The organism is Labrys okinawensis (assembly GCF_047345005.1).
Classification (GTDB): Bacteria; Pseudomonadota; Alphaproteobacteria; order Rhizobiales; family Labraceae; genus Labrys; species Labrys okinawensis.
This window is the reverse complement of record NZ_CP178864.1, coordinates 5984803-6000317: the sequence shown is the minus strand read 5'-3', so window position 1 is coordinate 6000317 and position 15515 is coordinate 5984803. Positions and strand designations below refer to the sequence as shown.

Here is a 15515-nt window from a genome sequence, read left to right as displayed (position 1 = left end):
GAGAACGAGGGGAAGAGGATCCAGGGGCCGACAGGGCAGAGACCTCGGCCCCTGGTTCCCCTTCCCTCGCAGACACAAGCAAATGCTTGCGACGTGCTCGCCGGGGATGACAGCCTCTCCCGATCCGTAGCGATCGGACCCGGAGCCGCTTTGCTCCAGGTAAGGCGCCTCCGCCCCGCGGAGGCGCGACCTTCCTCAGTAGCGACTATGCGTCGCCTCCCTGACCGCCTCCAGGCCTCCTGCCGCCTCCTGGTTGCCGGTGGCCGCGAGGGTTTCGAACACTCGCCGCGATTCCGTGAAACGCTGGAGGTGATAGTAGGACCAGCCACGCAGCATCAGGAGATCGGTCTGCTCAGGCGCCAGCGTGGCCCGGGTGTCGAGCCCGATCAGGGCCTGCGTGTAGTGGCCTGCCTGGTAGTCGGTGAGGATGCGCTGCGTGAGGATGGAGAGGTTGAGGTCGCGCGCCCGTCCAGCCTGGAGGGGGGCCTGCGTGGAGGCGATCGCGGCCTGGGAGGTCAGGCCCAGCCGGAGATAGGCCAGCGACAGGCCATAGGCCGCGTCCTGCCGGCTTTGCGCCGAGCCCCTGGACAAGGCGCCCTGGAAGGCGATCACGGCCTCGGAGGGGCGATCGAGCTTCATCAGGCACCAGCCGCCCGCAAGGCCGCCGGGGCAGCCGCCCCGACCTGGAGAGGCGGCGGCGGCACCAGAGGCAGCGCGCTGGGCGCGCCGGGAGGTGTTGCGCGGAGCCGGCGACTCAGGCTGTGGCTCCGCCATCGCCACCGGCTGCTCCATGACGGGCTGGACTGGGGCCTGCTGGACAGGGACCTGCTGGACCGGGGCTGGCAACGGGGCCTGCATCGCTGCCTGGGGCGCCGGTGCGGGCATGGCTGCGGCCTGGGACAGGGGAGTGGGGCCCTGCAGCGTCGGCGCCGCAGCGGGTGCAAACGGCGCGACCTGCTGGATCGGACTCTGGGCTACTTGCGGGGCCTGGTACGTCTGCGGGGCCTGGTACGTCAGCGGCGCCTGGTACATCTGCTGGGGCGGCGCCGCCTGCGCACCGGTCAGGGCCAATTGCCGCGCGGCGGCCGGGTCGAGGAGCGCCCGGATGCGAAGCGAGCGCTGGCCCCAGGCATTCACCACGCTGCGCGCCGCGTCGCGCCTGTTCATGGCGAGGTTGGCGATTGCCAGTCCGAAGGCGGAGGGTTCATCGTCCGGATTCCAGCTGAGCGCTGCCGCGAACCAGCGAGCCGCCGTCTCTTCCTGCCGGTAGAAATGCGAATACCAGCCGAGTTGCTGCGCCGCGGCGGGATCGCGCTGGGCAGCCACGGCCGTGACGAAGCGGGAGAGGGTGTCCGTCGCCAGCGTCGGTGGCGGTTGCTGGGCGAGGAGATTGGCGATCACCGCCATGTAGCTCTTGCGGGTTCCCTCATTGGTATCGCGCCAGGGAGCGAGGATAGGCTCTGCCTCGGACGAGCGTTTCAGGCTGATCAGGGCAAGGGCGAGACCCTCGGCCGCCGGCGCGGCATTCTGATGCTCATAGGATAGGCGATACCAGTGCTCGGCCAGAACGGGGTCGCCGTGCAGGCGGAAATAGCTGCCGAGCAGCAGGGCATCGGCCGCGGAATTGTTGGCACCGGCAACATCCTGGAGGAGCTTCAGGTCGCCCGGATCGGCGCTGGCCTTGGCGTCGGCGGCCCCGGCCGCGATGGCGTTGCGGGCCAGCCCTTCGCGGATCGTGCGAAACTCGTCGCCGTCGGTACCCGTATGGCCGAGCGCGAGGAGCGGCTCGAGATCGTCGCGCGGCAGCAGGGCCATCGCCTTCTGCATGGTCGACAGCCGGTCGCGCGGATCGGTGCAGGAGGTGAGGATGTAGCGGTAGGCGTCCTGCGCCCGCATGGCGCGATCGGTCTGGGCGAAGGCTTCGGCGACACGCCAGAGCACGTCGACGTCGCCGCAGGTCAGGAGGCTTGGTGTCGTCGTCGCCAGCTCGATCACCGTCATGTACTGCTTGGCGTTCGAGGCATTCACCAGCCGTTCGCGCGTCTCCGCCACGGAAAGACGGTCGAGGAGATCCTTCGGAGCGACCCAGCCCGGCTCCTTGGCCTGGCGAGCCGCGATGGCGGCGCGAGCCGCGGCGAGCTGGCCCTGGGTGTAGAGCTGCCAGAGGGCGTCGAGCTGCGGATCGGTAACCGGCGTCCCCTTCAGGGGATCGTCGGGCGGCACCCAGTCCGGATAGAGCGAGCGCAGGCGCGCGATCTCGGTGTTCAGGCGCTTGGTGTCGCCCTGTCGCGCGAAGTAACGCAACGCCGTCTCGTCAACAACGGGCTTGGCCCCCGGTGTCGCTCCCTGTGCCGCCGGCGCCGCCTCTGCCGGCGGCTGGGCAGCCGGCGCTGGTGCGGCCGGTGCCGGAGCGGGCGCCGCGGCCGGGGGCGGAGCGGCTGGAGGCGGAGCGTTGCTGTCGTTCCTCGGCGTGAGGATCTCCGCTGCCTGGGCGGCACTGGCGGTTACGGGGGCACGCTGGATCACGGGGCGGCTTTCGCCCAACGGCCGGTAGGCGTTGCCCGGCTGATTCCATAGGCCGACGATCTGCCAGGCCACGCTGCAGAACAGTAGCAACCCCAGGATGATGGTGAGGAAGCCAGGCGGTCTCACAGGCACTCCGGATAATGTTGCGCCACACCGGCAAGAGCCAGCAGATAGAGCGTGGCGGGAAAGTAGACATCGAGTTTCGGCGAGCGCAGCTCAGCCGGGACAGGCTTGCGCTCAAGGGCACATTGCAGCACGGCACCGATCATGCGGTAGCCCGGATCGTCCATGGAGCCGGCAGGCTGGCCATCTTCGAGATTGACGATGGCCGGCGCCGAGCTGCCGTCGCCCCAGGCCTTCACGAAAGGTTCGAGCAGATCCCGGTCGCTCACGCCGGCACGCACCAGATAGAGCGGAATACGCACGGCATCATAACTGAAACGCGGTTGAAAACCGATAGCCAAGGCAGGCTTGCCCGATTTCAGCGAGATCCAGTCGGCTGGCAGTCCCGCACTGCCGAAGCGCGCTTCCCGTATCAGGTCGTGCCCGCTGGCGGCCAGGGCCTGCCAGTCGGCATTGGGCGCCAGATGCGCAAGCACCGGCAGCGCCTCGAAGATCCAGTAGGAGAGATTGATCACGGGGCCATCAGGCCGGTCCTGTGCACCGAAGCCCTTCACGCCCGGCAACAGAATGGTGCGGTTCTCGGAGCGACGGACGAGCCGCTGGCCGATCGCGCTCGCCATGGTGCGCGAAGTCTCGGTCCAGGAAGGCACCTTCCACAGATCGCCGCCCAGGGCGAGGGCGTAGGCGATGAGGATGTCGCCGTCGGAGGCGTCGTTGATGTCGGTGACATGCGGCTTGCTGTCGGGATCCCAGCGCCAGACCGCCAGCCCGTCGTCGCGCAGCAGCAATTCGTTGTGGGTGAAGGTCCAGATGCGCGTGAAGGTCTCGCGATCCTGAGCGAGCACGGCAAGCAGGAGGCCGTAGCCCTGGCCCTCGCTGTGGCTGATATTCTTGTTGGCGGTATCGACCACGCGTCCGTCCAGGGTGACGAACCGGTCGCGCCAGGGCTGCCATTGCTGGGCCGTCAGCGTTCCCGGCCGGGCCGGCTCGCCCATCGGCGCGGCATGCCCGGAGCCGAGCGGCAGCAGGGTCGCCGCGCTCATGGCCAGGGCAGCCAGCAGGGGAATAGGGCCGGATCGGCGGCGCCTGGTCATGGGGAATTTCTCCGGCCTATGCTGGACAGGAACAAGGCTGTTGCAAGGCCAAGCAGCAGGCAAGCGGCAAAAAGCAGAACGGCGAACGCCAGGAGGTTCTCCGACAGCCAGTTCGCCGCGACCAGGCGCAGATTGGCGAAAGAAACAGGTTGGGTGGGGATGAAGGAGAAGGTGGTGACGGGCTGGGTCTGCACCTCGGCCACTCGCGCATTGTAGGTCACAAGCCTGCCGCTGAGCTGGAACCATTGCGGGCTGGTGGTGAAGGTGGTTGCGCCCTGGCGCAGGAGGTTCTCGGTAGGGGCGGTGAGCAGTGTCCAGGCCTTGTCGCCACTCGGGCTCGGGCCCTGGGCGATCATCACAGTGGCATCGCGCGAGGGGTGATAGGCAACATCTCGGGAAGGCAGGAAGCGCAGGGTCTGGCTGGAGACCTGGAAAGTGCGCTGCAGCCAGTCCTCGAAGGCGGTGACATTGCCGTCCCAGCTGCTGCCTTCCGTCGACAGCGTATCGCGCCAGCGATCGAAGGTCTCCTGCGTGTCCGACGGTTCGCTGGCGGCCACCGGGAGCGCCGGCGCCGTGGCCGGCCCGAGCGTGTTGCCGGCCACGACCGGGCCTTGCGGTACCTCCTCGCGAGCCTTCCAGCCACTGCGCAACTTCTCGTCGAGATCGAGCTGCGCAGGCACGCGGTCAGGGATCGCGGGAGCTGGCGCAATGAAGAGCGCGTTGCGATTGTCGAGCGAGGGCGCATCGAGATCGAGGTCGATCAGGCGCCCCGCTGCGACCGCCATGCGGGAAATCAGCGTCGCCGCCGCCGACATCGTGTCGGCGTCCAGGCTGCTGAGCTCGAGCGCCACCGGCTCGGTGGAGGAATTATACGGAAAAGCCGTGCCCTGCAGAGCCGCAAGATTGGGCAGCTGCGCGATGCGGGCATAGCCCGGCATGACGAACTCGCTGCTGTCGAACAGGGCGAAGCGGTTGCTGCCCTTGGTCGGCCCGGTCGCGCATTCGAGGTCTGAGTTCGTGTGGAGTTGCGCTTCGAAAGTAATGCGGTTCGGGCCGGGCTGGAAATGCGTCATCGGAATGCGGATCGGCAGGTGCCGCAGGATATCGCCGCCACTGATGCTCATCGGCGTGGTCGCGGCGATGTCGCCGTTGACGTAGATGTCCATGTGGCTGCCAGGCAGCACCTCGCCGCTATAGGCTGCATCGAGCAGCAAGGTCGCCTCGCCCGAGGCGTCCGCATAGAAATCCGAGGGCATGCCGATCTGGAATTCGGTCTTGAAGCGGCGGCCGGCAAATTCCTGCGTGCTGACACCGAGATCGGCGAGCTTCAGCCGGCTCGCCTGCAGGACCAGCGGCGGATTGGGCGCAAACCAGCGGCTGGTGTCAAGCACGTCGCGGGCGCGCCCTTTCGGCCGGTCGGCCAGGCTTCCCGCGGCTTCGATGGCCTGCGAGACGGCGGCGGCGGAGGGGCCGGAGACGACCAGGGTGGAGGGGCCGAGGGCGGGGTCGTCGACGAAGGTCACGATCGGGCGGGACGCCGCATCCGCCGGCAGGGCTTTTATCACCGGGCGCAGCTCATCGGCCGTGCCGATGGCCGCCGTGACGGTACCGGGATCGACGGGCTCGTCCGGATGGGCCGTGACCGAGATGCTGAGGCTCGGCATGGCGATCAGAATGGCCGCCGCCTGGGAAAAGCGAAGCACGGGGCCCGTCAGCGCCTTGCGGCCGAGGGAAGGCATGAGGATGCGCAGATGCGCGAGCCCGTTGGAATCCGGGCCGATGGCGGCAAGGTCTTCGACGCGCGACAGGCGTGCCGCAGCCGGAGCGCGGAAATGAAGTGCCGTCGCGGTGCTGTCGATCTCGGTGCGCAGCTCATAGGTGGAGCTGATCGTGCAATCCGTGCGGTGGCGCTGGACGATCTGCATGCGGAAGAGATTGGCACCGGCCTTCAGGAGACCGGCGGGCAAATCCGCCGACAATTTGCCAACCTCGTCGGACGCTGCCACAGGCGCGTCGAAGATGGGCTGGTTGTTGACGAAAAGAGTGAGGCGCGAAGTTTCCGGCGCCACCATCACGGAGGCCTTGTAGCCGAGCGTGAGTGTGGCAGGGCTCGCGGCCTGCTCCCCGGTCAGGACGACGTTCCATGCCCGGCTGTCGATCTCCCCTTCCAGGACGAGGTGGCGGAAAGGCAGGACGGGACGATCGAGAGCGCCGGTCGAGGCTGGTTCCGGCTTGGGCGGGCTGGGTGCGGACGGCGTCGAAGCGGCTGGTGCGGTCGGTGCGGGCGCGGCAGGCGGCGGCGTTGGGGGCGGCGCGGGTGCGCTGCCGCGTTCCGGCGTCATGTCGAAGGGAGACGCCGATTCCTCCGCCTGCAGGTGGGGCAGGCCTGCCAGCATCACCACCACAGCCAGGAGGGTTGGAGAGAGGCGCCTCATGTAGGCTCCCCTGCGCTTTTCTGGGGCGCCACGCTTGCAGTGCGCGCGGGTACTGAGGCCCGGTAGAGATAGACCAGGCCCCTGATCGTCTGCTTGAGCGCGAGGGCGTAGAACCAGATTGTGCCGCGCACCAGGCCGGGATTGTAGCGGCGCCCAGCCTGGAAGGCCGTCCAACGGTCCGAATTGGCATAGAGCAGATCGGCGATGAGGCGGTAGTGCACCGGCTCCGTCGTCAGATAGCGCACGCCCACGGTGGTCGTCCCGGCGTTGGTGTCCATCCTCCGGACGACGACGGGCAGTTCGGGATCGCCGTCGAGCTTCGTCAAAGGGGTGAAGCGGATGCGCAGGTGGCTGTCGCGCGACAGGCCCTTGACCGGACCGACCAGGCGGATGCCGGCGCCATAGGCCGAGACGTTCTCGATCATGGCGCTGACGGTGGTTTCCCCGAAGGTCAGCTCGCACCGCCTGTCCGCCTTCACGCGCTGGGTCGACTGCCTTTCCCCACGCTCGGAGACCACGCCGAGCGCGCAGCCGGCGAGCAGCACGTTCAGGATGTTCCACAGGCCGACCACTATCGTCACATCCGCCTTGTAGGGCTGTTCGATGAACCGGAAAACCGTCATGGCGATACCGGCGAGCATCACGCAGAAGAAGGCGAAGAGCGGCCAGGCGATCTCGGACAACCGGCTCTCGGCGACCGAATCGTCCTTGGCGGTCACCCGGAAGGTCGGCTTGGTGGGATGCATGAGCACCGAGATGAGCGCCGGCAGGAGATAGAGTGTCTGCGCATATTCATAGAGTTCGGAAACCCAGGGCCAGCGATACGAACCATAGAGATAGTTCTGCATCATCAGGTTCACGAACATATATGACAGCGTATAGGACAGGAATTCCTGGCCCGATGCGACGAAGATCTCCAGGTTGAAAAAGAGGTAGAACATCGGCGCGATGAGAAAGATCAATCTCGCGACCGGGAAGAACCAGAACATGATGCTCGACATGTAGCATATGCGCTGCGAGATGCTGAGTCCGCGCTTCATGAAGGGGCGCTGGAACAGGAAGATCTGCACCATGCCCTGTGCCCAGCGGGAGCGCTGGCCGATAAAGCTGGCAAAGGTCGCCGGCTGCAGGCCCGCGATCAGGGGCTTGTCGACATAGATGCTGTGCCAGCCGCGAGCATGGAGCTCCATCGCCGTTTCGCAATCCTCGGTGATGCTGCGTCCCTTGAAGCCGCCGGTCTCGGCGAGCGCCGCACGGCTGAGAGCGGCGGCCGAGCCACAGAAGAAGGAGGCATTCCACTTGTCGAGGCCGCGCTGGATGATGCCGTAGAACATCTCGTTCTCGGACGGCATCTTCTGAAAGGTGCGCAGATTGCGCTCGACCGGGTCCGGGTTGAGGAAGAAATGCGGCGTCTGGACCATGAACAGCTTCGGGTGGTCCTTGAAGAAGCCGATGGTGCAATGAAGGAAGTCGCGGGCGGGGGCGTGGTCGGCATCGAAGACGACCACGATCTCGCTGGAGGAATGGGCAAGGCCATTGTTGAGATTGCCGGCCTTGGCGTGCTCGTTGCGGGCGCGCGTGAGATAGTGCACGCCCAGTCCGGCGCACAGGCTCTTCAGTTCGGCATGGCGCTGCTGCGCCTCGGTTGCCGATTCGATGTTCTGGGCATTGCGCTTCTGTTCGGTGCCGCCGTCATCGAGCAGGTAGACATGCAGTTTGTCGGGCGGATAATCCATGCCCTTGGCCGCCGCCAGGGTCCTTGCCAGGAGTTCGGCGCCTTCGTTGTAGCTGGGGACGAAGACGTCGACGCTGGGCAGTTCCTCGTCCCTGAGCCGCGGAGCCACGCGCGAGGGCAGCGGCGAGGATACGACGAACAGCGAGAGCGCCAGCATGCATACGCAGTACATCTCGGCGAGATAGACGGTCAGGCCGAAGATGAAGTTCTCCGGCTGGTTGATCGGCGGGAGCGTGCTGGTGGTGCGCCAGTAGACATAGCGCAGCACGATCGAGGTGCCGAGGGCAAGGGCGATAGGACGCCAGATGCCCGTCGGTTTGAACGCCTTCAAGAGTGCCATGGCGACCACCACGGCCGTACCGGCGATGAGGTGGGCCTGCTGGCTGATCGGCAGCGTGACCAATATAAGGACGAAGACGGAGGCGAGCGCCCAGAGCAGGACGGCGAAGAGCTTGTTCATGGCTGCGCTCCCTGGGGCGGCGCCGGAATCACGGGCGGCGGCGGTACGGCTGGTGCGCCAGTGCCGGGAGCCCCGACCGCTGGAGGCGGAGGAATCATCACGCCGTTTCCTGCCGGCGTACTGTCAGGCTGGGCGGTCTCGGGTGCCGGTTTCACACCTGCGCGCGCGGGCACGCGCGGGCGCTTTCTTTTGCCCGTCCTTGCGGAGGCCGCCGGCGTGGGCACAACCGATGCGGGAGAGGGCCCCATCGGAGCGCCGGCCGCACCGAGATCAGGTGACAGGGGGCGCGGTGCCTGGGACCAGCTGCCGCTCGACAGGGAGGCATTGACATGCAGCCCCATCATGGCGGCGACGAGATTGGTCTCCGTTGCATGGGGTTCGCACAGGCGCAGGCGGATCGAAATGGTGGCGCGCCGGTTGAACAGGGAAACGTCCAGATCCGGTGTCGCGATACGCTGCCAGGCATAGATGCACAATTCCCCCGCGGCCCGGCCGAGCGCATAGCCGAACGGCCCGTACTGGTTCTGCACATAGGTGAGGGAGCGGCGCATCGGCACCCCCGGCAGCGCCGCTTCGGCCTCGGAGGTCAATTGATCCTCGCTCAGCGAGCGATCCGCCAGCGTACTTTCGGCGCCGGCGCTCTCGTTGCTGACGCCGAAGATGTCGACACGCAACTGGTTCTGCCCCGGCGCAGACCCGTCGGTTGCGAGCGCCATGGTTTGCCGCGTGGCATTCGCATAGGCGGTCTGCAGGATGGAAACGACGGCCGGTGTGCCTGCACCCAGTGAAACGAATGCAGCCTCCGGCGGGACCGTCGTGACCGCTGACCCGGATATGATCGCGCGTTGTGCGCTACAGCCAGACAGAACGAAATTTGACCCTACGGAAAGTAGTATAGCAAATGTATGTGACCATCTGCGTATTTTTTGTGCACGACTGGTGCACTGGATTGGTTGAATTACCAAAGGATGGCTCGTACCCCGTCGAGGCAAACCTGTGGCATCCGCAGGATGCTCCATGAATATACCGTTTCACACAATCGAACTGTCTCGCCCGAAGTCAAAAGCTAACAAAGGCTTCACGTCAATATCTTTGTTCGATTTGGGCATACCAATAATTTGGCTTACCATGCGTTATTCGTGAATATTAAAATTAATATCGTCTGGAATTTTTCTTTTGTTTTTAATTTTGTCGAACAAATAAGATCTGTAAGAGATAAAATATGTTCTTCTCTACGATACGAAGGTTGGGTCTTAGCAAGTGTGTATTCGCTCAAAGATATTCCTCATCGGCATCGGTGGCAGGCCGAGGGGGGAGTTCTTGGTGGGAAGCATCCAGGCGCTTCGGATGCTTTTCTTCCAGTTTTCCTTTTGGACCCGGGCGGAATGATGCATACGTCTTGCGAATAGGGTTATCCGTCGTATGACGTAGGAGGGAAGTCGAGCTGACTTCGCTCAGCAGCGCGCGTGCAGCTGCGACAGGCCAGGATGGATAGTCGGGTGCATTTCCTTGAGTAAGGTATTCACCGACCCCGTTGAAGACTGTACAACGCGGGGTCAGTCATGGGACTTAGTTTATTGCGTGACTTGCAGTCGGGCTGCGACGGGAGGCCGTTGCGGCATTTGAGACGGGTCCAACGCCGTCGACCCTCCGTCATAGCCGGCTATGCTGTTTCACTCCTAGGGTGCCCGCGTGTCGATCAGCCCCTGATGCTTGAGGTCGCTCCAGAAGGCATCGGGAATCTCTACGCCGAGCAAGTTGACGTTCTCCCGGGCCTGTTCGGGTGTCACGGCCCCTGAAATCACGCTGGCGACGATGGGATGGCGCAGCACAAACTGGAAGGCGGCAGCCTTGAGCGGCACCTTGTGGACGGCGCAGACCGCCTCGATCTTCTTCATCTTCTCGATCACCGGAGGCTCGGCCGGCATGTAGCGGTAATAAGGCGTCGGCACGCTGGTGCCGGTGGCGAGGATGCCTGAGGCGAAGGGCGCGCCGATCACCACGCCGACGCCGCGCTCCTGGCAGAGCGGGAACTCGAGGTCGAGCGGTCCCTGGTCGAGCAGCGTGTAGGGCATCGCCACCAGGAAGAAATCGATATCGAATCGCTTCAGCATTTCCGGGATGGTCCCGAGATCGTTGACGCCGGCGCCGATGCCCTTGATCTCCTTGTAGTGGCGCAGAGACTCCAGCGCCCGCCAGCCGGAGCGCTCGAGATCGATGAAATGCTGGGCGACGAGATCGGCCGAGCCGACATGGCGGACATCGAGGTCGTGGATCAGCAGGAGATCGAAAGTATTGATGCCCGTTCGCATCATGCTCTGGTCGTAGGAGCGCATGATGCCATCATAGGTGTAGTCGAAGCGCTCCTGGAACTTCAGCCCGCCGGCCCAGAATGGGCCCTTGAAGTTTACCGGATCCTGCGGCCGGTCGAAGACACGGCCGACCTTGGTCGAAAGCACGTACTCGTCCCGCGGGCGCTGGCGCAGGCTGGCGCCGAAGCGCAGCTCGCTCATGCCCCGGCCATACCAGGGAGAGGTATCGAAATAGCGCATCTGCGCATCCCAGGCCGCATCGAAGGTCGCGCGCACGTCGTTTTCGTCGAGATGGGTGAACATGTCGCCCATAGGCCCGCCACCGAGACCCACGGGTGTGAGCGAGACCGATGTGCGGCCGAGCCGGCGTGGTGCGGCATTGCCAGGCAAGGTGGGCAAGGTCATGGTTTCCGTCCCTGAACGTTTGTCGTCTTAGAGAGTGATTTGTCGGACAATGGTAGCGGCAAAAGCGGCGCTGTCCAGAGCCGGGACGACTCAGGGGGCTCCATGTTTCCATCTCTGATCCGAGGCAGCAGGAATGGTTCATGTTCGATTATGAGGCTGAGTATCAGCGTCTGCGCGCGGCGGGCCGGCCCGGATGGGCAGTGGTGTCGGAGCCCGATAGGGCCTTGCGCCTCCTGAACATGCTCGACTGGTTCCATCGTACGGGCATTTTTCCGCCACCACCGGCATACGTGCTGGAACTCGGTTGCGGCAATGCCCACACAGCGCTGGCGATGGCTGAGCGCGGCCATGCTGTTTGGGGCATCGATATCTCGCCGACCGCCATCGCCTGGGCACGCGAGATCTTCGCCAAAGCGGGACAGGATGGGCATTTCCAGGTCGGCCTTGCCAGCGCGATGCCCCATTTTTCGGCCGGGCAGTTCGACGCTGTGATCGATGGTCAATGCCTGCACTGCCTGATTGGCCCCGACCGCAGCGCCTGCCTCGCGGAAGTGCACCGGATCCTCCGACCCCAGGGGTTGTTCTTCGTCAGCAGCATGGTCGCGCCGCCCAAATCTGCTGAGGCGAAGGCCCGTTTCGATGCCGAACGCGGCTGCCTCATGCTGGATGGCGAGCCCTACCGGACGATGAGGCCGCTGGCGTCGCTGACGGAGGAACTCGCCACGGCGGGCTTTGCCGTTAAGGATCAGGCGCTCGGTGTAAATCCCTGGTGGGACCATGCGATGCTCGCCTGTCGACGAGTCGATTGAAATCAATTATCCTATTTGTTTCTTTAATTATGATATATTTGACGTCTAGCTCGATGGCCGGAGGCCGTCACAAGGCTGTGCCTGGCTTGAGAAATTCATAGAAAAAAACAGGTCATTGACGTCTCTGGCGCGGGGTGGAAGCAGCGGAGGCTTACGCGTTGATGGCGGCTGGCAAGGTAGGGTTGGTCGTGATCGAGTATCTCGCATGAGTGACATCAGGTTGGAGAACGAGGCGCTGATCGTGGATGTCGCACCGCAGGGCGGGGCACTCTGGCGCGTCATGGCCAAGGTGGGCGGCCGTGAAGTGCCTCTGCTGCGTGCGCCACCCGAAAGCGAGGAGCGCAATCCGCTGCACGCCGCCAGTTTCCCACTCGTGCCTTTCGGCAACCGGGTGCGTGGCAACCGCTTCCGTTTCGAGGGCCGCGACCACGCTTTCCAGCCCAACATGCCCTGGGACAAGCATTATCTGCACGGCGATGGCTGGACGGCGCGCTGGGTTGTCGCCGAGCAAGCGCCGAATTTCGTGCGGCTGGACCTGCAGGCCCATCATGCGCCGGGTACGCCTTATGTTTACGAGGCCCAGCAGACCATCCGCATCGATGGCAATGTCCTTGAGATGGCGCTCGGCGTAACCAATCGCGGCGAGACAGCGCTACCCTTCGGCTTGGGGTGGCACCCCTATTTTCCGTTGACGCCCGGAACCCGGCTCACGGCGGTCGCCTCCGATTATTGGGAGGAAGATGGCGAATGGCTGCCGACCATGCGCAAGAACGTGTCGGGCGATATCGTGTTTGCGCAGGCTGCGCCCTTGCCGCGACAATGGGTGAATACATTGTTTGAAGGCTGGGACGGCAAGGCCGAGATCACGTGGGCCGAAAGCGGCCTGAACCTCCAAATCGAAGCCGATCCTCTGTTCGGTCGCTATCTCATCTTCGTGTCGGATCCGGCCTTCGATCCCGGCTACGCCTATGAGTTCTTCTGCTTCGAGCCGATGAGCCATAGCGCCGACGCGCATCACCATGCCGACGGCGGCGGGCTGAAACGCCTCGCGCCGGGCGAAGGGATGGCCGGAAAAGTGAGGATGCGCTGGATGAAGGCGTAACTGGGAGCGCTACATGTGTAGCGTTCTTCGGTGTGCCGGTCTTCAGACCGGCATTGAACCACCTGCTTCGGTTGCCCGATCTCTTGCAGACGCCTCGTTGTTTGGAGCGGACGGCGACGTCCGCGCTCCCAGCCGTTCCCGCGCCGTCCTTACCACCGACTCCGTCACCTCCCGCAGTCCGCTCTCCACCGCCCTGCTCCAGTGCCAATGGAGAGGCACGAGCAGCGGGTGGCCCGGCATCAGTTGCAACAGCCGGCCGGCCGCCAGGTGCTCGCCCACCAACGCCACCGGATTCATGCCCCAGCCGATACCGGCCAGTGAGGCGTCCACGAAGCCGTGGGAGGAAGGAATCCAGTGAGTGGATCTCGCCACGCTCCGACCGAAAACCTGTGCGATCCAGATATCCTGCAACTCGTCCTTGCTGTTGAAGGTCAGGCAGGGCGCTTCGGCGATGGCGGCTTCGCTTACACCGTCCGCGAACCAGCGCCGCATGAAGGCGGGGCTCGCGGTGGCCACATAGGTCAGCGCGCCGAGAGCCCGGCTGCCGCAACCTTGCACGGGGCCCGGCGCGGTGCTGACTGCGGCGCTTACCTCGCCCCGCCGCAGCCATTCGGCCGTATTGCTTTCGTCGTCGAGCACGAGGTCGAACAGCCGGCCATTAAGCCCCGCAAGGGCGGGCACGAACCAGGTCGCCATGCTGTCGGCGTTGACGGCGATACGGATGGTCGGTGCCCGGCCGGCTGGCAAGACATCGCCGAGATCGGCCCTGAGCACGTGCTCCATCAGGCCGATCTCCTCGACGTGGCGGCTCAGCCGGCTGCCGGCGGGGGTGGCCGTGCAGGGCTGGCCGCGAATGATCAGGCTGGTGCCGAGCCGCTCCTCCAGGAGTTTCACGCGCTGCGAGATGGCCGATGGCGTCACACCGATCTGCTGGGCCGCCTTTTCGAAGCTGCCGGTGCGGATGACGGCCGCCATGGCGTCGAGCAGGGCATAATCCAGCATGAATTAGATTCTCTAATCTGGCATTAGATCATTTAAATTCTCTAATTCCATTGCTTCAGCTAGTCAAATCTCCGTTTCGGGAGAAGCGACGATGGTTACTGCAGCTCTTGCTGGCTTCCTGCTCGGCCTCAGCATGATCGTGGCGATCGGGGCACAGAATGCCTTCGTGCTGCGCCAGGGCCTGAGGCGCGAGCATGTCTTTGCCATATGCCTCGCCTGCGCGCTGTCGGATGCGGTGCTGATCACGGCCGGCATCAGCGGCTTCGGCGTTGTCGGCGTGGCGGTGCCCTGGATCGAGCCGGTAATGCGCTATGGAGGCGCGCTCTTCCTCGCCGCCTACGGCTTGCGCAGCTTCCGGTCGGCTTTCATCAACCAGGGCGGTCTTTCTCCCTCGGATGCCGATGGGCACGGGCTCCTGCGCACGCTCGCCACCTGCCTCGCCTTCACCTGGCTCAACCCCCATGTCTATCTCGATACGGTGGTGCTGCTCGGCTCGATCTCCACGCAATATGGTGGCGACAAGACCGCTTTCGGTGTCGGCGCGGGCACGGCCTCCTTCCTGTTCTTCTTCTCGCTCGGCTATGGCGCGCGATTGCTGCGGCCGATGTTCGCCAAGCCGGGAGCGTGGCGGGTGCTCGACGTGCTGATCGGCATGACGATGTGCGGGCTGGCGCTGAAGCTGGCGGCGTAATTCTTCCGGGTGCACGGGCATCTTGTCCGTATCTTCCTCTCCTGCGGGTGCGACGGTTCCAAGATGCGGACAAGATGCCCGTGCACCCGGAATCACTCCTCATCCCTCAGCCGATACCCGATCCCCGATTCGGTCTGGATGATCCTGGGGTTGGCAGGATCCCGCTCGATCTTGGCCCTAAGCTGGCCGATGAACACCCGGAGATAATGCAGGTCATCCCCATGTGCCGAGCCCCACACCGAGGTGAGGAGTTGGCGATGCGTGACCACCCGCCCGGCATGCCGCACCAGCATGGCGAGGAGGTCGTATTCCTTCGGCGTCACCCGGATCGGTTCGCCGTCACGGCTGACCAGGCGTTTCAGGGTGTCGATGACGAGGCCGTCGCTCTCGAATTTGGTGGCCGCGCCGCTGTCCTGCGCCTTGTGGCGCAAGGCAGTGCGGATGCGGGCGATCAGCTCGCCGATGCCGAAGGGCTTTTCGACATAATCGTCGGCACCAAGATCGAGGGCGGCGATCTTCTCGGTCTCGCGGTCGCGGGCGGACAGCACGATGATCGGCACCTTCGACCATTCGCGTACGCGCGTGATGATGTCCTTGCCGTCCATGTCTGGCAGGCCGAGATCGAGGATGACGATATCCGGCGCGGAGGTCGCGATCAGCCGCATGGCGTCGGCGCCGTTGGCGGCGTCCGTCACCTCATACCCTGCCGCCGAGAGGGCGGGCTTGAGGAAACGCTGGATCTGGGGCTCGTCGTCGACAACCAGGACACGCATGAAGGAGGATTTCCTTAGGAGGATTCACGAGATCTACGAGGTCGCGCA

General features: G+C 64.7%; 11 protein-coding genes. 3 read left to right on the top strand and 8 right to left on the bottom strand.

What is annotated here, in order from left to right:
* Positions 1-195: 195 nt before the first annotated feature.
* The 6 genes from ACMDCR_RS27940 to ACMDCR_RS27915 all read right to left on the bottom strand — a co-directional run bounded on the left by ACMDCR_RS27940 (position 196) and on the right by ACMDCR_RS27915 (position 11090).
* Positions 196-2652, bottom strand: coding sequence for a cellulose synthase (locus ACMDCR_RS27940; RefSeq protein ID WP_413989745.1), 2457 nt, complete (start codon positions 2650-2652; stop codon positions 196-198).
* Positions 2649-3743 (bottom strand): glycosyl hydrolase family 8, encoded by a 1095-nt coding sequence (locus tag ACMDCR_RS27935; RefSeq protein ID WP_413989744.1) that lies wholly within the window; start codon positions 3741-3743, stop codon positions 2649-2651. Before ACMDCR_RS27935 ends, ACMDCR_RS27940 begins: the two co-directional genes overlap by 4 nt.
* Positions 3740-6178 carry a cellulose biosynthesis cyclic di-GMP-binding regulatory protein BcsB gene (locus ACMDCR_RS27930; RefSeq protein WP_413989743.1) on the bottom strand — a complete coding sequence of 813 codons (2439 nt, stop codon included), beginning with the start codon at positions 6176-6178 and terminating at the stop codon, positions 3740-3742. Before ACMDCR_RS27930 ends, ACMDCR_RS27935 begins: the two co-directional genes overlap by 4 nt.
* A complete protein-coding gene (gene bcsA / locus ACMDCR_RS27925) occupies positions 6175-8373 on the bottom strand; it encodes a UDP-forming cellulose synthase catalytic subunit (protein ID WP_413989742.1) in 2199 nt (732 codons plus the stop codon). The genes ACMDCR_RS27930 and bcsA overlap by 4 nt, the downstream gene beginning before the upstream one ends.
* Positions 8370-9392, bottom strand: a complete 1023-nt coding sequence (gene bcsN / locus ACMDCR_RS27920; RefSeq protein WP_413989741.1) for a cellulose biosynthesis protein BcsN — start codon at positions 9390-9392, stop codon at positions 8370-8372. Before bcsN ends, bcsA begins: the two co-directional genes overlap by 4 nt.
* Positions 9393-10052: 660 nt before the next feature.
* The gene (locus ACMDCR_RS27915; RefSeq protein WP_413989740.1) at positions 10053-11090 is read right to left on the bottom strand and encodes an aldo/keto reductase; all 1038 of its coding nucleotides are present in this window, start codon (positions 11088-11090) and stop codon (positions 10053-10055) included.
* A gap of 140 nt (positions 11091-11230) precedes the next feature.
* Between ACMDCR_RS27915 and ACMDCR_RS27910 the strand changes: the two genes are divergently transcribed.
* The gene (locus tag ACMDCR_RS27910; protein WP_413989739.1) at positions 11231-11899 is read left to right on the top strand and encodes a class I SAM-dependent methyltransferase; all 669 of its coding nucleotides are present in this window, start codon (positions 11231-11233) and stop codon (positions 11897-11899) included.
* Between the two features lie 205 nt (positions 11900-12104).
* A complete protein-coding gene (locus ACMDCR_RS27905) occupies positions 12105-13001 on the top strand; it encodes an aldose 1-epimerase (protein WP_413989738.1) in 897 nt (298 codons plus the stop codon).
* A gap of 42 nt (positions 13002-13043) precedes the next feature.
* Here the strand turns inward: ACMDCR_RS27905 and ACMDCR_RS27900 are convergent, their stop codons facing one another.
* Positions 13044-14003, bottom strand: a complete 960-nt coding sequence (locus tag ACMDCR_RS27900) for a LysR family transcriptional regulator ArgP (RefSeq protein WP_413989737.1) — start codon at positions 14001-14003, stop codon at positions 13044-13046.
* A 91-nt stretch (positions 14004-14094) separates the two neighbouring features.
* Here ACMDCR_RS27900 and ACMDCR_RS27895 point away from each other — a divergent pair, with 91 nt between their 5' ends.
* On the top strand, positions 14095-14694 hold the full coding sequence (locus ACMDCR_RS27895) for a LysE/ArgO family amino acid transporter (protein ID WP_413989736.1): 600 nt from the start codon (positions 14095-14097) through the stop codon (positions 14692-14694).
* A 92-nt stretch (positions 14695-14786) separates the two neighbouring features.
* Here ACMDCR_RS27895 and ACMDCR_RS27890 read toward each other — a convergent pair whose 3' ends face one another.
* Positions 14787-15467, bottom strand: a complete 681-nt coding sequence (locus ACMDCR_RS27890; protein ID WP_284313720.1) for a response regulator — start codon at positions 15465-15467, stop codon at positions 14787-14789.
* Between the last annotated feature and the right edge of the window lie 48 nt (positions 15468-15515).